Annotated in this window: 24 protein-coding genes; 8 read left to right on the plus strand and 16 right to left on the minus strand. The window is 49.2% G+C overall.

Features of this window, described 5'->3' with window-relative positions; all coding sequences use genetic code 11:
• Positions 1 to 440: 440 nt before the first annotated feature.
• Together PV02_RS04370 and PV02_RS04375 are read left to right on the plus strand one after the other, a co-directional pair.
• Positions 441 to 1,865, plus strand: a complete 1,425-nt coding sequence (locus tag PV02_RS04370; RefSeq protein WP_256622173.1) for a dihydrolipoyl dehydrogenase — start codon at positions 441 to 443, stop codon at positions 1,863 to 1,865.
• 695 nt (positions 1,866 to 2,560) lie between these two features.
• Entirely contained in the window at positions 2,561 to 4,627 is a 2,067-nt protein-coding gene (locus tag PV02_RS04375; RefSeq protein WP_256622174.1) for a hypothetical protein, read from the plus strand.
• 342 nt (positions 4,628 to 4,969) lie between these two features.
• Here the strand turns inward: PV02_RS04375 and PV02_RS04380 are convergent, their stop codons facing one another.
• Entirely contained in the window at positions 4,970 to 5,419 is a 450-nt protein-coding gene (locus PV02_RS04380) for a Fur family transcriptional regulator (RefSeq protein WP_256622175.1), read from the minus strand.
• A gap of 95 nt (positions 5,420 to 5,514) precedes the next feature.
• On the opposite strand from PV02_RS04380, the gene PV02_RS04385 reads away from it, so the two are divergent.
• A complete protein-coding gene (locus tag PV02_RS04385) occupies positions 5,515 to 5,967 on the plus strand; it encodes a universal stress protein (RefSeq protein WP_256622176.1) in 453 nt (150 codons plus the stop codon).
• A 187-nt stretch (positions 5,968 to 6,154) separates the two neighbouring features.
• On the opposite strand, the gene PV02_RS04390 is transcribed toward PV02_RS04385, so the two are convergent.
• The 7 genes from PV02_RS04390 to PV02_RS04420 all read right to left on the minus strand — a co-directional run bounded on the left by PV02_RS04390 (position 6,155) and on the right by PV02_RS04420 (position 12,987).
• Entirely contained in the window at positions 6,155 to 7,357 is a 1,203-nt protein-coding gene (locus tag PV02_RS04390; protein ID WP_256622177.1) for a hypothetical protein, read from the minus strand.
• A gap of 851 nt (positions 7,358 to 8,208) precedes the next feature.
• Complete coding sequence (gene cofE, locus PV02_RS04395; protein ID WP_256622178.1) at positions 8,209 to 8,985, minus strand: coenzyme F420-0:L-glutamate ligase; 777 nt, start codon at positions 8,983 to 8,985, stop codon at positions 8,209 to 8,211.
• Entirely contained in the window at positions 8,986 to 10,233 is a 1,248-nt protein-coding gene (gene thiC / locus PV02_RS04400; RefSeq protein ID WP_256622179.1) for a phosphomethylpyrimidine synthase ThiC, read from the minus strand.
• A complete protein-coding gene (locus PV02_RS04405; RefSeq protein WP_425438345.1) occupies positions 10,233 to 11,150 on the minus strand; it encodes a methylenetetrahydrofolate reductase in 918 nt (305 codons plus the stop codon). The genes thiC and PV02_RS04405 overlap by 1 nt, the downstream gene beginning before the upstream one ends.
• Complete coding sequence (locus PV02_RS04410) at positions 11,147 to 11,653, minus strand: hypothetical protein (RefSeq protein WP_256622180.1); 507 nt, start codon at positions 11,651 to 11,653, stop codon at positions 11,147 to 11,149. Before PV02_RS04410 ends, PV02_RS04405 begins: the two co-directional genes overlap by 4 nt.
• 166 nt (positions 11,654 to 11,819) lie before the next feature.
• Positions 11,820 to 12,434 (minus strand): hypothetical protein, encoded by a 615-nt coding sequence (locus PV02_RS04415; protein WP_256622181.1) that lies wholly within the window; start codon positions 12,432 to 12,434, stop codon positions 11,820 to 11,822.
• Between the two features lie 217 nt (positions 12,435 to 12,651).
• A complete protein-coding gene (locus PV02_RS04420) occupies positions 12,652 to 12,987 on the minus strand; it encodes a hypothetical protein (protein ID WP_256622182.1) in 336 nt (111 codons plus the stop codon).
• Between PV02_RS04420 and PV02_RS04425 the strand changes: the two genes are divergently transcribed.
• Positions 12,986 to 13,192: a hypothetical protein gene (locus PV02_RS04425; protein ID WP_256622183.1), complete on the plus strand. Its 207-nt coding sequence runs from the start codon at positions 12,986 to 12,988 to the stop codon at positions 13,190 to 13,192. The genes PV02_RS04420 and PV02_RS04425 overlap by 2 nt on opposite strands.
• A 41-nt stretch (positions 13,193 to 13,233) precedes the next feature.
• Here the strand turns inward: PV02_RS04425 and PV02_RS04430 are convergent, their stop codons facing one another.
• From PV02_RS04430 to PV02_RS04455, 6 genes are all read right to left on the minus strand, one after another.
• On the minus strand, positions 13,234 to 13,845 hold the full coding sequence (locus PV02_RS04430; RefSeq protein WP_256622184.1) for a methylenetetrahydrofolate reductase C-terminal domain-containing protein: 612 nt from the start codon (positions 13,843 to 13,845) through the stop codon (positions 13,234 to 13,236).
• Complete coding sequence (folP, locus tag PV02_RS04435; protein WP_256622185.1) at positions 13,842 to 15,077, minus strand: dihydropteroate synthase; 1,236 nt, start codon at positions 15,075 to 15,077, stop codon at positions 13,842 to 13,844. The genes PV02_RS04430 and folP overlap by 4 nt, the downstream gene beginning before the upstream one ends.
• A gap of 80 nt (positions 15,078 to 15,157) precedes the next feature.
• Complete coding sequence (gene folD, locus PV02_RS04440) at positions 15,158 to 16,018, minus strand: bifunctional methylenetetrahydrofolate dehydrogenase/methenyltetrahydrofolate cyclohydrolase FolD (protein WP_256622186.1); 861 nt, start codon at positions 16,016 to 16,018, stop codon at positions 15,158 to 15,160.
• A 31-nt stretch (positions 16,019 to 16,049) separates the two neighbouring features.
• Positions 16,050 to 17,285, minus strand: a complete 1,236-nt coding sequence (gene glyA / locus PV02_RS04445; RefSeq protein ID WP_256622187.1) for a serine hydroxymethyltransferase — start codon at positions 17,283 to 17,285, stop codon at positions 16,050 to 16,052.
• Positions 17,286 to 17,331: 46 nt separating this feature from the next.
• Positions 17,332 to 17,940 (minus strand): phosphoribosylglycinamide formyltransferase, encoded by a 609-nt coding sequence (purN, locus tag PV02_RS04450; RefSeq protein WP_256622188.1) that lies wholly within the window; start codon positions 17,938 to 17,940, stop codon positions 17,332 to 17,334.
• Positions 17,941 to 17,967: 27 nt separating this feature from the next.
• Positions 17,968 to 18,948 carry a transcriptional regulator gene (locus PV02_RS04455; protein WP_256622189.1) on the minus strand — a complete coding sequence of 327 codons (981 nt, stop codon included), beginning with the start codon at positions 18,946 to 18,948 and terminating at the stop codon, positions 17,968 to 17,970.
• A gap of 117 nt (positions 18,949 to 19,065) precedes the next feature.
• Between PV02_RS04455 and PV02_RS04460 the strand changes: the two genes are divergently transcribed.
• Positions 19,066 to 20,370, plus strand: coding sequence for a tRNA(Ile)(2)-agmatinylcytidine synthase (locus tag PV02_RS04460; protein WP_256622190.1), 1,305 nt, complete (start codon positions 19,066 to 19,068; stop codon positions 20,368 to 20,370).
• Here PV02_RS04460 and PV02_RS04465 read toward each other — a convergent pair whose 3' ends face one another.
• The gene (locus tag PV02_RS04465; RefSeq protein ID WP_256622191.1) at positions 20,371 to 21,168 is read right to left on the minus strand and encodes an NAD+ synthase; all 798 of its coding nucleotides are present in this window, start codon (positions 21,166 to 21,168) and stop codon (positions 20,371 to 20,373) included.
• 103 nt (positions 21,169 to 21,271) lie between these two features.
• Here PV02_RS04465 and PV02_RS04470 point away from each other — a divergent pair, with 103 nt between their 5' ends.
• Positions 21,272 to 21,748, plus strand: a complete 477-nt coding sequence (locus tag PV02_RS04470) for an NOB1 family endonuclease (protein WP_256622192.1) — start codon at positions 21,272 to 21,274, stop codon at positions 21,746 to 21,748.
• Positions 21,749 to 21,801: 53 nt separating this feature from the next.
• Positions 21,802 to 22,413: an orotate phosphoribosyltransferase-like protein gene (locus PV02_RS04475; protein ID WP_256622193.1), complete on the plus strand. Its 612-nt coding sequence runs from the start codon at positions 21,802 to 21,804 to the stop codon at positions 22,411 to 22,413.
• Positions 22,414 to 22,479: 66 nt separating this feature from the next.
• On the opposite strand, the gene PV02_RS04480 is transcribed toward PV02_RS04475, so the two are convergent.
• A complete protein-coding gene (locus tag PV02_RS04480; protein WP_256622194.1) occupies positions 22,480 to 24,603 on the minus strand; it encodes a DHH family phosphoesterase in 2,124 nt (707 codons plus the stop codon).
• Positions 24,604 to 24,975: 372 nt separating this feature from the next.
• Between PV02_RS04480 and PV02_RS04485 the strand changes: the two genes are divergently transcribed.
• On the plus strand, positions 24,976 to 25,743 hold the full coding sequence (locus PV02_RS04485; protein WP_256622195.1) for a slipin family protein: 768 nt from the start codon (positions 24,976 to 24,978) through the stop codon (positions 25,741 to 25,743).
• Positions 25,744 to 25,763: the final 20 nt, after the last annotated feature.

The raw sequence follows: 25,763 nt of genomic DNA on the forward strand, positions 1-25,763 counted from the left end.
CACTTACACTTAATACTTCTTTTTTCTTGAATGACCAATGCGCCAGCACCGGAGGGTGTGTGGGGCTGATGAGATTGTTCTTTGTTCTGAATGTGTAGCGCGTGCTGTACATGACTTTTTGCGTGTATACCATTCATGTTTCTAGGCGACCGCTTCTTGATAATAGTTTCACTAATTTAGCTTCACGCTTCTATTGATTTAATTGTATATTTTTATGCGTATATTCAAAAGCATCTTTATACGATCACTCCCTCTATTCACATGCTTCTCTCTCGTTCGAAAGTAAAGGGGTCTACAGGCCCTTTTTACTTTTTTGGCATCTTTCTCTTTTCCGCTTGCTTTACTGTAGTCTAATAAGAACTCTATCCTGCATAAGGAACTAATAAATGCTTGAACAGATAAAAACAAACATACAACTTGTTCGCTTGTGGGGTACCCAAATGAAAGAATACGATCTCATTATCATCGGCACAGGCTCAGGAACCAACTATCTTTATCCTATGCTGGACGCTGACCCTGATATGAGGATTGCCGTCATTGATAAAGATGAACCTGGCGGCATCTGCCTTACCAGAGGCTGTATTCCCTCCAAGCTGCTCCTTTATCCGGCAGAGCTTGTAAGGGATATCGGGACTGCCGCAAACTTCGGCATCAGTGCACATATCGAAAACATAGACTTCGGGGCCGTAATGCACAGGATGAGGAGCATCATATCCCAGGATATTGACAATGTACGGCACAGTCTTACCCATAACAAAAGAATAGATTACTATAACGCGACAGCCAGCTTTGTTTCACCCTACACCCTGGAGGTCGGCTATGAGGTCATAAAGTCAGAAATGATTTTCCTGAGCACAGGCTCAAAACCTTCGATACCTCCGGTCAAAGGTCTTGAGGAAACGGGCTACCTTACCAGCGACACAGTTCTCTCAATGGAAGAACTTCCCGCAAGCCTCGCAATAATAGGAGGTGGCTACATCGCCGCCGAATACGGCCACTTTTTTTCGGCCATGGGTGCAAAGGTCACGATAATAGGAAGGAACCCTTACTTCATTCCTGACGAGGAACCCGAGATATCAGTTCTTGCAAAGCGCATGATGTCTGAGCATATGGAGATACTCACAAATCATGAAGTGCTTGAAGTCTCTGCCTCTCCCGAGGGTAAAAAGGTCCTTGCCAGGGATCGCAGGACAGGTGAGGAGAAGACCATCGTAGCCGCCGAGATTCTGGTAGCCACAGGCCGCTCTCCCAATAACGCTCTCCTGAAACCCGGTCTCGGGGGAATAGAGACAGATGCCCTTGGCTGGATAAAGGTCAATGAGAACCTGGGAAGTTCACAGAAGAACGTGTGGGCCTTTGGGGATGCCACCGGAAAGTATCTCTTCAAGCATGTCGCAAACCATGAGTCCACAGTAGTCTACTACAATGCGATCCTGGGCAGGCAAGCCAAAGCTGATTATCACGCTGTTCCCCATGCAGTCTTCAGTTATCCTGAAATAGCCGGTGTGGGAATGAGCGAACTTGCAGCCGCAGAAATGTACGGGAAGGATAACATCGTCATCGGCTTCTACCGTTTTGAGGACACGGGCAAAGGAAAGGCAATGGACCTGAAGGATGAGTTCGTGAAGGTCATCCTTGAAGCGCCAACTCAAAAGATCCTGGGTGCCCACATAATAGGCCCTCACGCCTCCGTGCTCATTCATGAGATAATTCCTCTCATGTACACCTCGAAGCAGGATGCAGCCCCGCTAATGTATGCAATGGACATCCACCCCTCTCTCAGCGAGGTTATCAAGAGAGCCTTTTACTCAAGGATGCCGGTGGATGAATATCATATGGTCATGCAGGCACTGGGGCTGGAATAGATCCGTCAGATTTTACCTTAAGCTGCATGGAGGTACTCTGAATCCTATTCCCCGTCATACACAAAGGCCATTCTATTGCTTCTTTTTTGCATAGCTTGCACGGGCCTTGCATTTCTCCTTTTTCCTTGCTCTCATGATTCACTGTCAGCTCCATACTTTCTCTAGCAGGAGACCAATTTCTATGAAGCCTCTCAAATAAAAACTAATTTTCCATAGTATTTTTCTTTTTGTATCCGTTTTCTCCTTTTCTTGAAATGATATCGAAAGTCAGAATGTCCTCATCATTATCATCATACTCACTTACTAAAATATATCAGAATGATTAAATAGATAGAATTGCATGTATTGTATGGGGTTATTAGTTAAGAAACATTACTAATAAGTTTTCTTCCCGTACTACCCAGAAATGCGGAATGTGCGTTTTTGGTTGCCTGGTATTAACTTTGTCGTTGCTTAGCTGAAAGCAACTTCTAGTGGTCAAGGAGAGGTAATTTATGATCAAATTAAAAAAAGAATATTTTATCACAATACTGATAGCTGCCGCTGTAGTATTTTCCATGGCTCCTGCTGCAGTAGCCGCCACCGAATATTCGCATTCGGTGAATTGGACAGGCCATGGATCAGATTCTCAGCGCTGCGGAACACCGGATGAAGACGATCCACGCTATGAAATTTACACTGAAACCGGTGGTTGGATGCACTGGGTATTTGCTAACAAAGGTGAATCAACAAATGCAACACTGGTTGTAAATGGTGTAGTGTATTATGCAGGAGAGCCATTGAATGCTAATGTATGGCATTTCTACACTCCATTCTATAACCTGACCGGACTCACGGCCACCATCTATCTGAACGGAGAGCCAGAAAAGCCAGCCAGGCTTGTTATTTCCGACTATTGTCCGGGCGATGGTAATGGTAACATCTCGGAAATATTAACAGTCCTAAAAACCGTTAATACATCCTACAACCTTACTCACAGTTGGTCTATAAACAAGTCTGTTGATACAGATAATGGACATGAGCACAATGGCTTCCCCAAGATCTGGCTCTTTGCTGATGGCAGCGGCAATGAGAATGCCACCTGGACCGTGAATGTGAACTATACTGGCTCTGATGAAAGCGACCACATGATCTGGGGCGAAATTACAATTATAAATGGAGGTAATGTAGCTGCTAATATCACCAGTGTAGTGGATGAACTTGCCGGCACACCGATCTTTATAGACTGTAATGTGACTTTCCCCTACACCCTTCCCGCAGGTGAGAGCCTTACATGCACTTACAGCAACAGTACTTATGCAACGGGCTTCAATAATGCTACTGTAACGACTTTCAATGAGACAAGGGAAGTGCAGAATTTAACATATACCTCCTTGCCGGAGCCTATTACATGGGGCGATCCGGATAACGAGTTCTTTAAAACCATCAACGTCTCTGATCTAAGCGATCTCTTTGGTGAAGTGGCTTTGGGCAATGTTACTGCTCCGAACAACATGACATTCACCTACGACAAGGAGTTTGCTTGGGATGATTACGGCAAGGACAGCTGCGGTGACTTTGTTTATAACAACACAGCCACCATAGTCGAGACAGGCCAGTCTGCAGATGCCACGCTCAAGGTCAATGTCCAGCCTCTGATCACGGTTGAAAAGACAGTGGATACTTCATACAACCGTACGCACAACTGGTCTATTGACAAATCCGTTGACACGGAGAAGGGATATGAGCACGAGGGCTTCCCCAAGATCTGGCTCTTTGCTGATGGCAGCGGCGATGAGAATGCCACCTGGAACGTTAATGTGACCTACGAGGGCTACCAGGACAGCGGCCATAAAGTCTCAGGAACGATAACCATAATCAACGACAATAATGTCAGCGTAGAAATCACTAGTGCTGTGGACGAACTTAATAATAGCAGCCCAATCAACGTGAGTTGGGATATAGATGGCACCCCTGTCACTATCCCGTGTACCCTCCCCGCTTATAAGAACCTTACCGGAACTTACAGCGAAAACGGCTATGTAGAGGGCTACAATAATGTGACTGTCACAACCTTCTATGGATGGGATGAGTTCAACTCAACAGCTACCGATTCAGCAGAGATTGTATGGGGCGATCCGAACAATGAGTTCTTTGAAACCATCAATGTCTCTGATCTAAGCGAGCTTTTTGATGAAGTGGCTCTGGGCAACGTTACTGCTCCAGCGAACGCGACATTCACCTACGACAAGTTCTTTGCATGGGCTAACTATACTTGTGGTGATCACTCTTTTAATAATACCGCCACTATAGTTGAAACAAACCAGTCTGCAGATGCAACACTCAAGGTCAATGTCCAGTGCTATGATTACGAAACAGCTTTCGCTAAGCTCGATAATGAGAAAGCGATTTGCTTCCTTGATGAAGGCTTCGACAGATGGGGCTGGACCAACAACATAACGCCCGGCAATTACACGATGGAGCTGTGGGCCGCTGCAGGACAGTGCGATACCAGCAAAGGCACTCTGGTAGGTAATGTGACAGTGATTTACACTCCAGGTTCTGTGAACGTGACATATAATGTGACTCCGGGATATCTCCTGGAGGAAACTCACGTCTATGCAGGTACCAGTATGTTCCCGCAGGTTAAAGTAGGTAAGAAAACAGTTGATACAATTGCGCCAGGACAGTACTACATTAGTATTCCATCCGGTTATGACGGGGAACTCTATGTCATCGCACATGCTGTAGTGGGAATTCCTGACCCGACCTTTGGACCATAAGCATAGTCAACGGATACCTGGCACTCTTTCAGAGAGCTGAATTAGAAATGAAGGCCCGGGGTGCCTCCCGGGCGGCTTTTTTTATTCATTATTCCCTATGGAGATATAAGGGTCTGAATGATACAGAAAAATTATAGTGATTCTCTATTTGATGTTGAATAATGAAAAATTGCGCTTGCAATGCGAACTTCTGTCCTCTGCTTATCCTGGTGTTAGCTTATCTTAAGTAAGCTCAGGGGAGCAATCTTGGCTGTTGTTGGTGCAATGGCTTTAACTCCTGAATACATGGCATTATACAATATGCAAGGAGTGGAATTGGAAGTTGTGCGGCTGTGAAAATATCTAAAGGCCGATGGCCTTGCTTTTGAGCTGGCAATTCCTGCAAACAATGTTCAAATTCAGGCTTGAACCGCTGACCATAGAGCCCGTATCCCTGGAGATCATGTCTACAAGTTCAGGGATGATAGGGTCCATCCAGTCTGATACTTCTCCACACTGCAGGCAGATCAAATGAGCGTGCGGGTTCATGTTTGGATCGAATCTGTTCTGCTGCGGCATGTTCAGTTCATGCACAAGCCCTATCTCCTTGAGTATCTTGAGGGTCGTATAAACAGTCGCAAGGCTGACCGTCGGGTGGGTCTTTATGATCTCCCTGTAAATCCTGTCGGCCGTGGGGTGCTGGTCAGTGTTGAGCGCATATTTAGAGATAGCTATTCTTTGAGGCGTGGCCTTGTAGCCCCGTTCACGCAATGCCCGCGCAATATTCTTTTCGGCATTTTCAGATTGTATCATAATCTTATCACTTGATAAATGTTCTTATTTATAAAATCTTTCCATATTACATTGTTAGGAACAAAGAACACATATCTAACAAACACTGATCCTATATGGGCGTAAATATGTGTCCGGGAATCAGGGGTATGCTGATAACTATGGGTAGTTCCGGGAGAATGAAAAATATTGTGGAATGCGTTAGAGGACTTGCAAAGATTTACAATGCAGGAATCAGTGCGATCTATGTGGTCTCTCCGTCAGGTATTGCTCTTGCTATGCATGGTGAGATGTGGTCAAAAGTTCTGGACAGCCATCTGCGGGATGAAGGCAGAAAGGCTATTGAGTATGTGGTCGCTGCAGGCGAGAAAGAAGGAGTTGAAGTGGAACCCTTGATAGTTGAAGACAAAAACCCCATTGACGGGATAGTGGACTTTGCAAAGCAAAATGATGTCGATCTCATAGTGATGGGCACCCTGGGGAGGACCGGGCTTAGCCATCTCCTGCTGGGAAGTGTTGCAGAGGATATTGTCATGTATTCAAAGAGACAGGTGCTCAATATTCCGTGAGTTTCCTTCATTTCAGGAAGTTTGGCGCCGGAAGTGAGATCGCTTTGGGACAGGAGGATTATATCTCTGTGAACTCAAAGGGTAAGTGTGCCCCATGGGCAGCTTTACCAAAAAGATATCCCGGGAGAAGATGCATCCCGGGTTTCCTTCCTCACTTAATTCTAAGACAAAGTCAAAGATTCGTGAGTTATGCCTGAGGACCGAAGTCGGGGTCAGGAATGCCTACAACCGCGTGTGCGATAACATAGACCTCACTGCCGTCAAACGGACCATTATTGGTGTACTGGCCAGGTGCAACTGTCGGATTACCTCTGCGGTCTGTCGGGAACTGGTCGTAACCTGCATAGACGTGAGTTTCCTCCAGGATATAAGGCTCCTCCACATTGTAAGTTACGGACACTACACCGTTTGCATCATAAACCACAGTTACTGTACCTACCAGTGTACCTTTGCTGGTGTCGCACTGTCCTGCAGCTGCCCACAGATCCCACTCATAGGTACCGGGCTCGATTGGATTGGTCCACCCCCAGTTAGTGAATGTGGGAATGAAGCAGATAGCATCATCGCCCTTGGCATAGGCTGTCTCGTAATCATAGCACTGGACGTTAACTTTGAGCGTGGCATCTGCAGACTGTCCCGTTTCAACTATAGTGGCAGTGTTGTTGTAAACGAAGTCACCGCAGTTATCTGCACCATAGTCCGTCCAGGCAAACTCCTTGTCGTAGGTGAATGTCGCGTTGTCAGGAGCTGTAACTGTGCCGAGCTCTACTTCACCAAAGAGGTCGCTTAAATCAGTGACTGTGACTACGTCATTTATCTCATTGGTTGGATCACCCCAGACAATATCAGCCTGCGCGGGGAACTCAAATCCATTCGCAGTCGTCACTATGACTTCATTTATCCCCTCTACATAGCCATCTTCACTGTAGGTACATGTCAACGTCTCTCCTGCAGGAAGGGTGTAGGGGAAGGTCACATTACAGTCTATGGAGATAGGAGTGCCACTTAATTCATCATTGATACTTTCAATCTCAACGTCCTGCGCACCGGTGTTGGTGATTGTGATAACACCCGAAACACTATAGTTGCTGTCTTCGTAGCCCTCATAGTTTACATCCACGGTCCAGGTAGCGTTCTCATCACCGCTGCCATTGGTGTAGAGCCAGATCTTATCGTATCCATCTTCGGTATATCCATTTTCAGTATCAACGGACTTGTTAATTGACCAGTTGTGGATGCGATCGTAGGATGTAACGGCTGTCTTATTAACTTCTAGTGTCTCTTCTATTTGACCATTACCATCATCACTGTAGCAGAACTCAATGTGACTAATGTTATATGGCTGCCCATTGGCAGGGTTAGTCGGAGTAACAAGTCCGGTATCGCCCATGACACCACCGAAATCTTCATAGCAATAGACATTGGCATTAGGGCCACCCTTTACAATAACTGCGCATACTGGGTAGTTTGAGCTCCAGTCAAAGTAAGATCCACTCTTGTTACTGATTGTAATATTACCATTATCGTAAGAACCCTCATCAGGGTCACTATCTATTTTAAAGCTTGTAATATTAGTTCCATTACAACATTCAATATCTCCGCAATCCGGATTGCCAGCAATTAGAACTGGGTCCACACTTGCTGCTGTTGCTGTGCCCAATGTGCAGGCGAAGGCCACAACCAGAACAATTAAAACCCATCTGCTTTGTTTCAGTTTAATCATTAATCCACTCTCCTTGAATTGGGGTAAATCCCTTTAATTGTCTCCTACCTTTACATGTGCCATTCTCAAATGTCAATATCATTAACTGAAGTCCAAGTATACCCTACTTTGCTAATGATGTCAGGAAGAAACATTAGCGGTTACCCACCGATAATTCCCAGTGGATACTAAAACTTATTATTATATGCTATTAGTGAAACTATCGTACTGATAATGAGGCGAGGGCTTCATATTTTACTGCGAGTGCCAATATATTTTACATAAAAATGGTTCTTACTTACGAGGTCACTGGAGGCGGCTGACATCTGGCGCAGAATCGAATTTTTTGATGGGACTGCCTGAAGTACCCAATATCAGCCTGAATTAAGTGGTTTGTTTATATGGGCAACCGGGCGACCTGCATAAAACACAGTCTAAGTGCAACTACTCTCAAGAAAAATGAACATTTTGTCAGATCCGGGGTGACTATGTGCTGAAGATTAATTTGTTTTGAAAAGTGAGAACAGCCTTTTCTCATCTCACGCTTTCCTGATATTGCTGTAATACATGCACTCATCCCTGCTGAACAGGGGCATTTCCATATCAGTATCTACTACCCGCGCAGGCGAGCCTCTTATCAGTACTGCGGGCACGCTCTCTCCTGCCTCTCCCATGAGCAGCTGGGCGGCGGAGACAAGGTTGTCTGCAACGGCCTTGCGTGTGATCTTGAGCTCCTTGCCGAAAAGGTCAAATGTGCCCCTGGCATCTTCCACGGGTACGATGCCTGAGGTACCGATGGCGATACCCACGCAGCCGAGCCTGAGAGGCTGGGTGCGGCTGTCGCCTATGATAACTCCGATCTTGCAATTGCACCTGTCCTGTATGTACCTGCGTATCCCCGCGGCGCTCTCCTGTGGATTCTTTGGGAGCAGCACCACGTAACCATCAGGGGCGTTGGAGCTGTCTATTCCTGCGTTAGGTGCGAGCGTTCCTCTTGTGATGGTCAGTGCAGCGCCGGGCACGCCGCCGAATATCTCATCGCACTCCTGCAGGATGAGCTCCATCTCCCGGGGATCGAGCTGGTACTTTTCGGCAAGATGAACAGCTTTCTCTGAAGGTCTCACATCATCAAGCAGGACCAGCCTGTGCTCAGAAGTGGCAACGGGGGATTCGGCGATAACAAGGACATCATTGTCCTGTAACTGGAGGCCCTGCTTCTCGAGGGAGTTTGCTATGATTTCTGCAATATTGTCTCCCGGCTTTATAAGTGGGGTTTTTATGCCAAACATCTGCAAGAATGGGTGATCAGTCTTCATTTAGCTCGTCCCCGAAAGGTAATCTTTCATGATCTTGATCGCGCAGTAATCTCCGCACATGGAGCAGGGTCCTTCCTGCGGGCACATCTGGCCGGGGCGGTCGGGATCCAGGGCAAGCTCGGCCTGGCCTTTCCAGTCAAAATCCGCTCTCTTCCTGGCAAGCATCAGATCCCGGTCATCCAGTCCGTACTTCATGGAATCGCCAATATGGGCCGCGATCCTGAATGCAATGAGGCCCTCCTTTACCTGTTCAGGGTTTGGGAGTGAAAGGTGCTCCGCAGGTGTGATGTAGCAGAGATAATCCGCCCCTGCACCGCTTGCAAGGCTTGCTCCCACAGCTCCTGCTATGTGGTCGTAGCCCACGGCAATATCCGTCGGAAGCGGTCCTGCAACGAAGAGGGGAAAATCTCCCATCTCCTTGTAGAACCTGACACTTGCAGGGATACCTGAGGCTGGTATGTGCCCCCCCATGCCGTTGACGATTACCTGCAGGCCTCTTTCGTTCGCCATTCTGGCAATATCAGCGTTCCTTCTGGCTTCCATCACCTGCGCTTCATCCTGCAGGTCATGAATGCAGCCGCTTCTCATTGTGTTTCCCAGGGAAAGGACAACGTCGTTCCTTCTCAGGATATCGGCGATTTCATCAAAATGCTCGATGAAGGGGTTTTCGCAATTGTTGAGCAGCATGAAAGTGCTTGTAAAGGATCCTCCTTTTGATACCATGCCCATGACCCTGCCGGAACCCCTGAGCCTTTCAAGCATGCCCCTGTCAACGCAATGAAGCAGCACGGAGCTGACGCCTTCCTGCACATGCTTCCTGAGATAAGAGAGTATATCATCAGTTGTTGTGTCTTCCATCCTGCATTCCACGATTGTCTGGTAGATGGGTACCGTAGTCACGGGGAGTCGGGTGTTCTCGAACACCATTCTTCTGATTGCTGAGATGTCCCCTCCCATGGAGAGGTCTGTAATGGTGTCTGCCCCATATTTACCGGCAACCACTACCTTTTCAAGCTCTGAGGCCGGGTCGATCGAGGCGGAGGAAGTTCCCAGGTTCACATTTATCTTTGTACGTGCACCCTTGCCAATGGCAACAGGAGGGCACCCCTTCCTGGTCATTATCACAAGGCTGCCGCTGGCAACCCTTTCAAGCACAAGTCGCTCGTCAAGGCATTCAGCCTGTGCGACATGCAGCATCTCGGGGGTCAGGACACTGTCCTTCGCGTGCTCTACCTGCGTCTTTAGCATCAATATCCCTTCCTGATACCTGCGATTCTTAGCAATTTTGGTGTCCTGTCGTGCGTTCCTATAGGCATTACATGAACACCCCTGCAGAGCTTCTTGATCTCAATAATAGTCTGCGCGCATATGGAAATTCCTTCGTCAGCCGGATTCTCGGCTTTCTCCATGCGCTCGATCATCTCCGGCGGCACCCTGATTCCCGGTATGTTCCCGTTCATGAACCTTGCCATCTTTGCAGACTTTAATGGTATCACTCCCGCAATGACAGGAACGTCCAGATCGCCTATCTGCTCCATGAATACCTCGAACTGTCCTGCATCGTATACTGCCTGGGTCTGAATAAACTCAGCTCCCATCTTAATCTTTTTCCTCAGTTTCAGCATCTGCATAGGCTGGCCTGGATCGGCATTGGACACCGCTCCCACTGTCAGTCCTTCCAGATGGCCGATGGCATTTCCAGACAGGTCGAAGCCTTCCTTCATTTTCCTGATAGCTCCCAGCAGCTGCACGGAATCAATATCAAACACCGGCCTTGCCTTAGGATGATCCCCTCTGGTGGTATGGTCTCCTGACATCACGCAGATGTTCCTCACACCCAGTGAATAGGCTGCCAGCACATCTGACTGGAGCGCCAGACGATTGCGGTCCCTGCAGGTCAGCTGCATGATGACCTCATGGCCCTTGTCCAGCAGCGCCTTGCTGACCGCAAGAGGGCTCATTCTCATGACCGCCCGCTGGTTGTCTGTGACATTGAGAGCATCCGCCAGCCCCCTGAGCTTCTCTGCATCTGCAAGAGCTTCGCTCAGGTCTGTTCCTTTTGGAGGAGTGATCTCCGCTGTAACAAGAAAATCATCAGACAGGAGTTTTTCTTTAAAGGTTCCGGGCATCGTGGGACTATATGCGGGTCTGGCTTTTAAAATCATCGCAATACAAGAATATCCAGTCTCTCTTTTAAAAGCCTGTATTCCTCCTCATTTTTGGGATAAAGCGTAATCTTCCTGTCAGTTGTATCTATTTTTATAGTCGTGTGATAGCGTGATGTTTGGTATGCTCTGTAAAGCAGGAATATAAGAATCAATATTGTAAAGGACGGCAGTCCGATATTTGTCGCATTTTGCAGGCCATAGGTATTGACTGCCCTGTATCCGCCATGGATCTGCATTAAGGCAACTGTCAGGATCAGCAAACAAAGCATTCCGTTATACGGGACCCTGTATTTGTACATGCTGTTACTGGCTGCGGTTACTTTAGTGATATTATCCTTTGGGAATTCCTCATCAATAAAAAGAGAGTCCTGTATCCGTATATTCTCGTGGTTGACAGATATTCTGTAGCTACCCATTAAAAAGAACACTACCGGTATTGCAGTGGCCAGTAGTGCAACACCAAAGTAAGTCCATGTGGTTTTGCAGAGGTGATCGATCAACGATAGTATCATCAGTAAGGAAAACAGTCCTAAGATCACTGCCGGTGTACGCAGTTCCACCATTCGCAGAGCTATGCGCATCCTGTTTATGGTTTGAGTACTGGTTCCGGTAGTGCTGGCGTCGCTGTGGGAATCCAGGGCTTGCTTTTCTTTTTGCAGACTCAGGTCAATCAGTCCCCATTTTACTGTCAGTGATTATTCTTTCGAATTCATCAGGTCTGTCTAGATAAAAAATGAACTTACTCGCATTCGTTTCCACTCGAAGGGAAAACGGGAGACTCAATCGTGTTCTGATATTAAAAAATAACACCAGGAACAGGAATAATATCAAAAAAGCTGAAAATGTATGATTTATTATTACTTCTGCTGGGATTGTCCGCATCTGATATTGGATGAGAATGTCATAAAAAGCATCATAGGCAAGATATCCCAAAGAAAGCAACATCAGAAGATACATAAATCTTCGATATGCATACAGTTTGTTCTTCCTGATAAAGGTCCTGATTATGTCCTTCCGGTTAAGAACCACAGGGCCTAAAAAGTGTCTGTGCACTATGATTATACCATGAGTGAATTCTACTTCTGTACGGTCCTGCAGGAAAAGCGCCAGTATGCCCGCATACCACACTACGGTGATCAGTATTTCACAGGCCGGGCAGTGGAAGCTTAAAACAAGAAGGATCAAGTTTGCTGCTAGTACAGGGACGATGATTGCCAGCATGCTGATGTCAAAGGCAATATCCACAGGGATTCTTGTTTTAGCATAGTTCTGATCATTCATTCAACATCCCTGGTTTGGTTAATTCCTTTGTGCTATCCAATTGCCAATGAGTCAGTAATTTAAACAAGTAAATCTGGAGGTGCATAAAAAAATCTATATGCTTAGTATAGAATTTCAAGCAAAATATTAAAAGATTGTGGCTTTATCTTCCAACTATAAAATCATTCATGACAGAATAGCAGCATAATAATGCCAGTTAATGGCAAAACAAAAAATTCTATTCCAGGCCTTTAGATAACTTGAACTCCTGCAGAATGGCCAGCAGGAAGAACAGGATCGCAAGTAGTGCTATGTGTGGATTGCCTGCGGAACAGTACGATGAAATCCCTGCCGCAGAAATGAAAAAGACAGGCATGAACCTGGAGGACCTTACATATTTGGGTCCAAGCATTCCGATTGATGCAAGCAGTGCTGCTGTACTCGTAAATAGAATTGCCAAGTCCAGGCGGACGAAGAAACTGTATAGTCCCATATATCGAGGGATCTGGCTATTAAAAGAGGCAAGATAAAGGGTATTTTCCGCCAGCCGTTCCCAGTCAACTGAGCAGAACATGCTGTGCCTCCACCTGAGGGGTGATACCCTCAAGACCGTCCTTGATGTGGTCAGGGAACCGGGTGTCACGGGACAGGATTATCCTCCAGGCTCGGATTGGATAAAAGCACAATACACTGGCACATCAGTGAACTCCTGGATGATGAGATTGTCAACATTGAAAAAGACGGGCGCTCACACAGGTATTATCCGCGGGGAGACCTGAAAATGCATTCCGGACACAAAAACCCGGCTTTTTCAGGCTAATTATTTTCCAGTCTCTTCCATGGTCCATATCCTTTCCAGCATATCGAGTCTTCCTATCCTTTCCAGCCGCTGGTAGATCAGCCTCCACACACAGTCCTTCTGCGGATCAACTTCACATTTCCCCTCCATGGACCCCCCACAGGGACCGTTGAGAAGCTGCTTGGGGCACTGGCCTTTGGGACATATCCCGCCGAAGTAATAGACTGTGCAGTTCCCGCACATGGCACAGAGTTCCGGCAGCACCTCTCCCTGTGAGCGTCCTCCCAGGGAATCCGTGTTGTTCGAAGGGTAGACCGGCAGGTCCGCAACCCTGGATATGGTGGAAACCCCGCTACCGCATGCCATGACAAGAATAGCTTTTGCTTCATTTATGGCGGGGTTCTTTTCAATGAGCGAATCAAAGGATACCACGCTGCAGGCAGCGCTTGGGACCAGATATCCCGCTACGCGCTTCCCCTGCTCTTCAAGGCGCTGTTGCATGATGATAACTTCAGGCTCGCCGCCAACGTGTATCTTTGCAGCGCAGGCATTGCAGCCGATGATAAAGATGTCATCCTCGTCCTTCAGGAGTTCCAGTATCTCTTCAAAAGGCTTTGCGGACGAGATTATCATAGCTCCCTCGAATAACGGTATTCTACTTCCATATCTTGCTCCAGGGCCTGTGCTATCATTTCTGCGATGAGTGGAAGCTTGCGTGCCTGGTATGAGAGCTTGCGGACAAGCTTCTGAAACTGCAGGAGCGTGCCTATGATGAGCACATCCGTCCTCTCGGTCTCATGGGACACTGCATCGCGCTCAAGGGCTGCATCCCCTCCCCTGGCCAGCATCTCCTGCTTGATTATCAGGGCTTCGGTGGTTGTGATATTGTTCACACGTATAAGCTTGCTCACGGTCTTGTTCTTCATGACCTTCGCACCGGTGCCGGTGACCCCTATCCCCTTCATCAGATATTCCGCATCGTCGGGATGGGTTACATCCAGGACGGATACCTCGAAATCCCCTGTTCTCACATGGGACTGCCTGCTCCTCATAGCTGCTGCGACCTCCACCACATCCCTGGTCTCACGGATGTCATGTGTCCTTATGATATGGGCTCCCTTGTGCACAACAATGGCCGTGGCCGCAAGGCTTCCATAGAGCCTTTCGCTTGCGGGCTTGTGCAGTACCGCATCAATGCAGGATTTCCTGGATATGGCGGCAAGCAATGGTTTCCCGAATACTTTCAGGCTCCCGAACTGGTCGATCGTCTCAAAATCGTATATCGGATCCTTCTCCGGTACCCACTTTCCAATGGCAGGGTCCAGTATGAGCCTGTCGGTATCTATTCCTTTTGAGCGGGCCCGGTCAATGATGGATGCGAGAGATCCCATAATGGCATCCATGCCAATAGGGTCGCCAGGCACTTTCTCCGATGCCATTACAATTGCAGGGCAGGCGTGGTCTGCCACGATATCTATCATGCGTTCGTCGGCAGTAAACCCGGAAACATCGTTAACAATATCCGCACCATGTTTCAGAGAACCCTCAGCTACGTCGGCATAGATGGTATCCACGGAAATAAGTGCATCCACGTTATCCCGGAGCATGTCCAGTGCAGGAAGCATGCGTTGCAGCTCTTCCTCCCTGCTGACGGGAGGTTTTGCAAGGGGCCATGTTGAGCGTGCTCCTATATCTATTATTGTTGCACCGTCATCAACCATCTTCCGGGCAACCTCAAGAACGGAGTCTGTACTTACCACGGAACCCTTATAGAAGGACTCCTTGCTCAGGTTGATAACACCCATGAGTCTCACGGGATGCCCGTCACCTATTTTCAAGCCGCATATATCGACATCAATAACCATAGTTCAACCCGGCATGACCAATTCAAGATCAGATAAAAGAACATTGCCTGTTAAAATATAAAAGCATGTGAGAGTGCTCATCATGCATTCTTTGCTGCCGTAAGCACGTGCTCCATGAGTATGGCTATTGTCATGGGGCCGACACCACCGGGAACCGGGGTGATGAGTGAGGCTTTCCTGACCACGTTGTCAAAATCAACATCCCCGTAGACCTTGCCATTCTCCTCGGTAATGCCCACATCGAAAATGACCGCGCCTTCCTTGACCATGTCCTCTCTGATGAGGTGTTTCACGCCTGTGCCCACAACAAGGATGTCGGCGTCCAGCGTGTATTTCTTCAGGTCGTCGGTGAAGACATGGCAGACCGAGACGGTAGCGTTGCGGTTTATCAGCATCGCAGCCATGGGCTTCCCCACGACGTTGCTGTGACCGACCACCACGGCATGCTTTCCCTGTACCTCTACATTGTACTCCTCCAGCGCCCTGATGACCCCCTTGGGTGTACAGGGCACGAGCCCCTCCTCGCCTATCAGGAGCTTTCCCATATTGTAAGGATGGAACCCGTCAGCATCCTTTGCGGGATCTATGGCCAGCATGGCAGCCTTTGAATCAAGGTGCTTTGGAAGGGGTAGCTGCAGCAGTATGCCATGGACATCGTTTCTTGAGTTAAGTTCCCTGATAACTCCCAGGAGCTCTTCCTGCGTGGTGGATTCCGGCAGGTTCCGGTCCTCCGCATGAATACCGACCCTTTCACATGCCTTGTGTTTCAGGCGGACGTACATCCTGGAGGCGGGGTCCTCTCCCACAAGTATCGTTGCAAGGCCCGGAGTCACATTCTTCTCGCCTTTAAGCTTCTCCACTCCCTGCCTGACCTGCGCTTCTATCTTGCCTGCCAGGCTTTTACCATCGATCCTTCTGGAATCATAGTTCTCCTGAGCCATAACTCACCTCGTTGATGTTTTCAGATCAAGTTCATTTGTATATGGGGAAATTGCTGCAGAGCTGCTCTACATCGGAATTGACGCTGTTGAGCACAGTCTCGTTGCCAAGGTTATCGATAACGGTCCTGATATAGCCGGCAATCTCTTTCATTTCCTTTTCCTTCATGCCCCTTGTGGTGGCTGCAGGAGTACCGATCCTGATGCCGCTTGTGATGAACGGGCTCCTTGTCTCGAAGGGAATGGTGTTCTTGTTCAGTATGATGCCTGCCTTGCTCATCCCGGCCTCTACTTCCTTTCCGGTCACATTGAACCCGTTAAGGTTCACTAGCATGACATGGTTGTCAGTGCCGCCTGAAACTATGTTGCAGCCGTTCTGCTTCAGCTCTTCGGAAAGCACCTTTGCGTTGGCGACGGTCTGGAACTGGTCCTTCTTGAACTGCTCGCCCATAGCCTCCTTGAATGCCACAGCCTTTGCTGCAATCACATGCATGAGCGGCCCGCCCTGAAGTCCGGGGAACACTGCCTTGGCGACATCCTTTGCGTATTCCTCCCTGCACATGACCATGCCGCCCCTGGGTCCCCTGAGGGTCTTGTGGGTGGTGGTTGTCACGAAATCACAGTGCTCGACAGGGCTTGGGTGTGCTCCTGCTGCCACAAGACCGGCAATGTGGGCAATATCCGCAAGCAGGTAAGCATCCACTTCATCAGCGATCTCCCTGAACCTCTTGAAATCAAGGGTCCTGGAATATGCGGATGCGCCGCAAACGATCATCTTTGGTCTGTTGGCCTTTGCCATGGCAAGGAGGGCATCGTAATCGAGGGCCTCGGTCTCCTTGTCAACCCCGTATGGAACTATCTTGTAGAGCTGTCCTGCGAAGTTCACGGGGCTCCCGTGTGATAGGTGACCGCCGTGTGATAGGTCCATGGACATGATGGTGTCGCCGACCTTCAGGACCGAGAAATAGACTGCCATATTGGCGCCGGAACCTGAATGAGGCTGGACGTTAATATACTCTGCACCGAAGATCTTCTTTGCTCTCTGGACTGCAAGGTCCTCGGCTATGTCAACATAGTCGCATCCGCCGTAATAGCGTTTGCCTGAGTAGCCCTCAGCGTACTTGTTAGTCATTACGGAGCCCTGCGCTTCCATGACTGCACGGCTTGCATAGTTCTCCGAGGCAATAAGGTTCAATTTGTAATCCTGGCGGTTCGCTTCAAGCCTGAGGGCTTCCGCGATCTCTGGGTCAACTTCCGAGATATATGACATTGTTATCAACCGTTAGATCCGTAATAGTGATAGATATGAATGTGACTTATGTGCGTATTACAATCCTGCCTTCCACTTTAAGTTTACCCTCAACGAAAAGCTTCACGGCCTCCGGGAATATCTGATGTTCCTGTTCCAGGATCCTTGCGGCAAGAGTATCTGCATTATCCCCTTCCAGGACAGGGACAGCCCTCTGCAGTATTATGGGGCCTGTATCCATGCCTTCGTCCACAAAATGGACGGTGCATCCTGATACTTTCACACCGTAATCAAAAGCCTGCTTCTGGGCATGCAGTCCCATAAAGGAAGGCAGCAGTGCGGGATGAATATTGATTATCCTGTTGCGATAGGCCTCGATGACCTCCCTGCCAACTATACGCATGTAGCCTGCAAGGAGTATCAGTCCTATATCGTATTGTCCGAGGACCCGGAGTAATTCCTGCTCGTATGCCTTTTTATCCACAAAAGTCCTGGGATCAATGAAAACGGCATCGATACCATGATTACGGGCACGCTCAAGTGCAAAGGCATTTTTTACATCGCTGATGACCACAGACACCCTGGCATCCGGGATGTTCCCGCTTTCGATGCTATCGATAATGGACTGCAGGTTAGAACCCCTTCCGGAAACAAGTACTGCGATGTTCGTAGTCATTGCTACTCTTAAAGGGATTTCTGTATATTAGGGTTTTGGAATATGCCTTTTCGTCCTTTCGTCTATCAGTTCCGAGAGCTCATCCCTTCCTGATAATTTATCCAGCTCTCTCTTTTCTATGAGGACGGTGTTCTCAACGTTCTGGGATTTTGTCTCCCCGTTGATAATGAACACCGATTTTGTCATGGTAACGCAGGAGATGCTGCTCATAAGGTCTGCACGCTTGATCATTGCGGTGCTGTAGCTGCTGATGCCAGTTAGGAGGGTATCGGAAGTATCCTTGGATATGGCCTTGAAAGGTGCCTGGGAGGTGGACATCACCTGGTATCCCAGGGCATGCAGCATATCCAGTATCCCGTCATCAGGAGTATGCTTCTCAACCTTCGGCTCTGCTTCTGCAGGTATCTCTATCATTCCCTTATGTTTCTCGAAGCACTGGAGCAGGTCGATGGACCTGGCAAGGGCAACATCCAGCAGTTCCTCAAGCTGGAGGACTATATCTATAGATGCATCCATTCCTCCATCCTCATACTTGCTTATGGTCCTGCGTGAGACGCCAAGCTGGGAGGCCAGGGATCCAAGGGACATTGCTGTGCGCTGCCGGGCTTCCTTCAGCACATCTCCGTCTATCGAAACATAGAGCCCTCCCGGCGATGCTGATACGAGCGGCGGCACGTTCTCAACAAAATAATCATAAAGTGTCTGGACATTCACCGCGGGTATGTCGTAGCGCATGTAAACCACACTGTCCTCCAGAAGCTGGTCCCTGGTCTTTGCTCCCACGAGCAGTGCAGACCCTCCCAGGCACCTGGCAAGATCCCTCATCTCCTTTGCTGTTTCCTCATTGAGGCCGTCAATATTATACAGTACCTTGCAGAAAAGGAGGGTTTCGCCCTTCCTGGCGGCGAGATCAAAACTTCGCGGCCTGATGTTGCAGCGCTTTGAGACTACAAAACCTGCCTGCTTCAATACATCGACTATCTGATGTATTAAAATCTCTTTTGTCATTACGGGTTAGCCTTTGTTTGCAGGTCTATATATATGTATCTCTTATCCGTGGCCTGCTCCGTGTGCGGACCATGCGGAACAGTTTAATTACAGGTATGAGTATGGGTTACCGATCCAATGAACTCAGACCGTAAAAGGATCATCATCGGAATTGATGATACCGATTCAAGGGAAGGGATGTGCACTACGTATCTGGGAGCCCTGCTCATGGAAGAGCTATGTGCTTTTGGCAGCCCCCTTGGCGAGCCCCTGCTGATCCGCCTCAATCCCACAATTCCCTATAAGACCAGAGGAAATGCTGCAGTGGCCTTGTGCTTTGAGTCAGACGAGCCTGAAAAGATTATCGGGCATGTGGTCTCCAGGGTATCTTCAATGTCAAGGATGGAATGCGAGAACACCAACCCGGGTGTCGTCTTTATCAGGGAAGTTGATTTTAAGGAAGCAAAGCCCCAGCTATCTGAGTTTTTCATTCGGGCTGTAAAGGATGTCATATCCATAGACGAAGCGAGAGCACTTGCAGAAAGCCTGGGCCTGGCCTTCAGGGCCTTCAAGAACGGACGCGGACTGATCGGAGCGCTTGCTGCCTGTGGTGCAATGCTTAATCAGGATTGGGAACACACTTATGAGTTCCTCACTTACAGGAAGGATGAGGCGTGCGGAACGAAACGCCTTGTGGACAATGAATCCCTCTTTGGGGCTGATTCGGAAACATATCCTGAAACATGGGATTCCGTGGACCGGTTCAACGAACTGGTCGTCTGTGTGCCCAGGTCTCCCGACCCGGTGCTATACGGCATCAGGGGAGATACCAGGGAGGCAGTTGAGAAAGCCGTGGCAATGGTCCGCTCTGAGGAGATCGAACGCTCTTGCATTTACAGAACAAACCAGGGAACGGACATGCACCTTATTCGTGCAGGTGGTGTGGACGATATCCTGGAAATGCACTCCTATATGCTGGAGGGAACAGTCGTGTCCCCTGCAGTCACGATAAGGGGTGGCCATTCCATATTCATACTTGAGGATGATGCTGGCAGGACTATTGACTGCGCGGCCTTTGAGCCCACCAAGAACTTCAGGGAGGTGGTCCGCAGGCTCGTCCCCGGCGACCGGGTAGTCGTGTACGGCAGTGTCACCGAGGACACGCTGAATATAGAGAAGATATGTATCCTCTCTCTTGCAGATGTTTCTGAGGAGAGGAATCCCGCCTGTCCTTCCTGCGGTAAGAGAATGAAGTCAGCAGGATCGGGTCAGGGATACAGGTGTCGGAGATGCGCCACCTCAGCCGCCGAGACCGAGCTGGTGCCGCTTGAAAGGGACCTGGGGCCGGGATTCTACGAGGTCCCGCCATGTGCCAGGAGGCATCTCGCAAAGCCACTTGTAAGGTTCAGATGCCCGGAGTTCCCTGTTTTCCCCGGCAGATGATCAGACAGTAATATACGAGACCCTCAGCTCATCCAGCTCCGGCATTGGAGGGGCTTTCCTTTTATGGAGGTTCCCATGGATGCGCGCAAGTACGGAATCTCTCTGCTGCGGCGTCATGCCAAGTGTGTTCTGCGCCACCTGCGGTCTCTCTCCCTCCAGCAGCATTTCCAGGAACCTGTCCACAGTCTCGTATGTGATCCCAAGATCGGCCTCATCTGTCTGTCCTGCCCAGAGTCCGGCTGAAGGTGCTTTTTCAATGATTCCCTGCGGAACTCCGATAACGCGTGACATCTCCCTGACCTCGGTCTTGTACAGATCCCCGATGGGCTCAAGATCCACCCCGCCATCACCATATTTTGTGAAATATCCCAGCAGCAGTTCGGTCTTATTGCCTGTACCCACCACCAGTCTCTGCATCGTATTGGCATAATAGTACAGTATCGACATGCGTACCCTGGCTTTCAGGTTGCCGTTCGCATGACGGAAGTCCTGTCCGCTTTCCGGGACAGCCTCCATGAAAGCTCTCAGAGGACCGGATATGTCTATTGTCCTGAACTCGATCCCAAGACGCTCAGCCACCTCCGTGGCATCCAGGACATCTTCTGCAGGAGTGAGGTTGATCTCCGGAAGATGGACCCCCAGCACATTCTCCTTCCCGAGCGCCTCCACGCAGAGATATGCTGTCAGCGCAGAATCAATGCCTCCGCTGATCCCTACGACAGCCCCTTTGCATCCTGCCTCCTTCACGCTTTCCCTGATGAACTTCACGATAGTCTCTTTAGCTTTGCCAATATCCATATTATCATGACCGGATCTTTTTAAGGGACTATCAGCGGTCAGGTTTATCTTTTTTGCCCTGGCATCCAAAGAATTAATCTGCTCAGGCCCTCTATACTGAGCGATGATCTACATCGCTGATTCGGCAGTCTTTATAATGGGAAAGGATATCGACCCTTCCACGCTGGTAACTGTAAGCTCGGTGGCGGGAGAGCTCAGGAGCCATGAGGCTTCCATGAGGTTCGAGCTCGCTCTTGAGGGTGGGGCACGCGTGGAGGCTGTTGACCCCGTCCTGAGGCAACAGGTGGTCTGTGCTGCTGGCAGCACAAAGGACTCTGAGGAGCTGTCCTCAACTGACATCGATGTGCTCGCAAAGGCACTTGAATATGGGGAGAGCGCTGTCCTCCTGACAGACGATTATGCCGTGCAGAACACAGCAAGCGTGCTTGGCATCAGATTCCTGCCCGTGGTGCAGAAGAAGATAAAGGACGTGCTGGTGTGGGAAAAGGAGTGTTTTGGGTGTCGCAGGCGTTTCCCGTCAGGCGATGTCTGTCCGGTGTGCGGTTCGGAGCTGAGAAAGAAGCGTAAAAGAAAAATATAACATGTCTGACATACATAAGGAAGAAATGAATCATCCAGAATAGCGGGGTTCACATGAAGAATATTGATAAATTGATCCAGAAGGCTGTGGAGTTGCAGGCAAACGGGCTCGTTACAAGGCAGATAGCAGACGAACTTAATGTTTCCAGGGACACGGTGACCTGGCTGTTAACACGTTCCAAGAAGGAGGAAACTTCCCCTGCTCCCAAGGATATCTCCGTGAACTGGAGCGGAATAGGCAAGAGTGCTTTCAGACTACGCCACATAGGTATCGCCCTCTGCGACATGGTCATCGAGACGCTGGAACATGCAGACACCGAGGCAGATGTGATAGTGGGTATAGGACTGAGTGGTGTTCCTCTCGCAAGCCTCATGGCCGACGAGCTGGAGCTCGAACTTTCCGTATATCACTCGTACAATGAACAGAGCGATCAGTCCCAGGTCAGGGGTGCCTTCAGCAGGAACTTTGCAAGCATCAAGGACAAGAGATGCATCATCGTTGACGATGTCATCACAAGCGGAAGCACTGTGAGCGATGTAGTGGCTCACCTGCGCAGCGCCGGTGCAAAGCCCATAGCCATCGCAGTGCTCGTGGACAAGAGCGGCTCTGAAACGATATCTGAAGTACCTGTAAGCTCTCTTGTGCGTATTGTCCGCGTGGACTGACCCTCTAAGCGGAACGGTCCGGGGACTTAAAATAAGCGAGATTTAAACTAAAAGGGCGTAGAAGTATCATTCCACTTCTACCGCACCTATCTTTTCAGCGAGTTTCGAGAGCACTTCGGTGCGCATCCCTTCTACGAATTTGATGCTGCCTACAACAAGGTGCCCTCCTCCGTTAACGCCCCCGCCCCTTACCTCTTCGTGGAGTTCCCTGACCATGCGCGGGATGTTCATCTTGACACCCCTTGACCTTATTACGGCAAAGTCCGGCCCGTAACCCAGTGTAATGACAGGCTTTCCTTCATACTTACGGCACAGCTGGTCGTGCACTTCCCCGGATGTCTTTCCGGGAGGCGGGAAGGTAAACGTGTGGGCATAGTTCTCCACATCAAGGACATTGAGCAGCGCTCCGTTGGGAAGTGTCTGTGTTTTGACATGTGACATGCATACATCTATCTGCTCGTCTATCATCTCGTTGGCCTGCTCGCAAAGCACCTTTACAAGCTTCCTGTGTATCTTTTCGTCTCCAAAATTGAGGATATCGTCAATTATGCCTTTTCCGTTGTTGAACTTTAACCAGTAAGCTTCAAAGTCCAGTGCAAGGGCCATGTCCTTCAGGTCCTGCAGGCTGTACTTATCGGACACCATCCGGATGTACTCTTTCGCTTCAGGCGCTTCCGAACGGTCGCCCACGGCAGCCACAGCTGGCAGGTGCCTGATGTCTTTCTCCACATCCATGTTGATCATGCGTGCCAGTTCGGTACAGAGCATCCCGGCCGTTATGCCAAAGTCCCCGCCCACATGCGCCGGGTTGACGTGTGCTACCAGGAACTCGTCAACCTCGTCATCCGGGTGGTGGTGATCCACAACTATCATCCTGATGCCATAAACGCCGGCCTGTCTCATTGCAGGTATGTTCTCTATCGAAGAGCCGTTGTCGACACTGACCACAAGCGGCATCTTCTGTCCGTGGCGCATCGTATCCTCAAGCGCGAAGCTGATATCACGCACAACATCGGCCATCTCATAGAAAGGCGCCTTTGAGGGAGCCCTCTTGTAGAAGTAATACTCGCCGTCCTGTCCGTTCACCTCCTTGATCAGGGGAACTACGGCTTTTTCAATCGCCATGGCTGCTGTCATGCCGTCAGCATCTGCATGGTGGCGGAGCAATATAGGTACGGAAGTGATTATTGCCTTACGGATCTCCTTTGCAACCCTGCGCATGGCCGGCCTTAGCCTCTCAAGCACCTCACTCTCGACCATATACTGGATATCATGCGGCTCCGCCCTTCTGTCAAGGGCTGCCTCGATGCGCCTGCGTATATCTCCCTCTTTAGGGCCGCTGAGTTTCTTGAGGCTCTTGATCTCCAGCTGCACGCTGTCCCCGCGGGCTGTGATCTCTCCTGTGGCGGAGACTATCATATCTGAGTTGATGTGCGGGTATGCCCTCTCGCCGGCGCTCTCAAAAGCAGCTGCGGATATCTGGCCCGTTTCGTCTGCGATGGTGAATATGGTAGGACCTGCTGTCTGCTTGACCTGTATGACCTCGCCTTCCACCCTCACGCTAGTCCCGACGAGCTTCTGGACCTCCGAGGCAAGCTTTACGGGCAGGTCCTTTTCAAGCTCCACGGTCTGGTACTCCTTGAGCTTACGTGGCACAAGGTCCATCTTCCCTTTGGGCTTGATCTCCTTGACAGAAACTATGACATCTTCGCCAACTTTAAGCTCTTCTTTCATATTGCTTGAGTGAATGAGTCCTCTGAGGTTGGAATTAAGATCCACGAAGACCCCGAAATCTGCAATGTTCCTCACAACGGCATGGTAGAGCTTTCCAACTTCCAGCTCTTCAATATTACATGAATCGTCCAGCTTGTACACGATCTGTTTTTTCGCACATGAGGGACAGACCTCTTCCCCGTTGTACAGGCCCTCGGTAGCCACTCCGCAGATCCTGCACTTGTAAAAAGCACCCTTTCCGGAACAGACAGTGCACTGCTCTGTCAACTCTATCTCGCCTGCACCACTGCACTTACTGCAGTTGGAGCCGTTCCTGAGAAAACTTCCCATATCTTTTTCCGAAAGCTTCATCAGGTCGACTGACTTGGACTTCCCTGCTCCCTTGCAATCAGGGCATTTCTTTGAGCCGACGACCTTGTATCCTTTTCCGCCGCACTCCTTACATTTTTCGCTCATTGTATCAAATCCTAAAAGGCATATATCTGATTTATGTCTTTGCTTCAGATAAGGGTCATTTATATATCTTTCATTACTATCCAAGTTATCTGATGTCGTTTTTTCACGCAACTGTTTGAAATTGTTAACGGCAAAATCAATCACATTAATAAGCCATAAGTTAGATTATTGTTATCGGGTCTGAACTTTATTGTCAAAATAACAATTCGTATCATGCTTTCGTGTACATCCCCTCAAACAAGGTTCAGGCCCATCTCCTATCAGATCCTTCAAAGCTGCCGTAAAAGGTAAGCGATGTCTTTTTAATACCCTGGCTCGTTTTAGTTATTGTGCTAGCAAGCTTTTTCTAATCTCCACAGGAGCATCGATAAAATGGTATTGGAACAAATCACAATCATTACAGCAGTCTTTATTATCTTTATCCTTTCAAAGGCAATACAGATTGTCAAGGAATACGAACGTGTAGTTATTTTCCGTCTTGGAAGACTAAGCGGAGTGAAAGGTCCCGGCCTGTTCTTCATTATCCCTATTATAGATACTGTGGTAAAAGTGGATCTGCGTGTGGTCACCATTGATGTTCCCAAGCAGGCTGTCATCACCAGGGATAACGTTACAGTTGCCGTTGATGCAGTCGTGTACTATAAGGTTATCGATCCCTCAAGGGCTGTAAACGAAGTTGAGAATTACAAGTATGCAACATCCACCCTCTCACAGACGACACTGCGTGACGTTATAGGCCAGATCGACCTTGACGATGTCCTGTCCAAGAGAGACGAGATCAACCTGAGCATTCAGGAATCGCTGGATATCTCCACGGACCCATGGGGTATCAAGGTAACAGGTGTGACCCTCAGGGATGTCAGCATTGACGATACGATGCTGCGTGCTATTGCAAAGCAGGCAGAGGCAGAGCGTGAGAAGCGTGCCCGTATCATCCTTGCAGACGGTGAGTTCATCGCAGCCGAGAAGATGAGGCAGGCTGCCAGCCTATACGAGGAAGTGCCTGTCACTATCAAGCTCAGGGAACTCCAGACACTGGCAGAGATAGCAAGGGAGCGCAACATGATAGTTGTGGCGAACTCCATCGAGATGGGGGAGATCGCAGCCATGTCCAAGGCTCTCCAGAACAAGCCCAAATAAGACCGCATGAAATAAGGGAA

The organism is Methanolobus chelungpuianus (assembly GCF_024500045.1).
In the GTDB taxonomy this organism is placed as follows: domain Archaea; phylum Halobacteriota; class Methanosarcinia; order Methanosarcinales; family Methanosarcinaceae; genus Methanolobus; species Methanolobus chelungpuianus.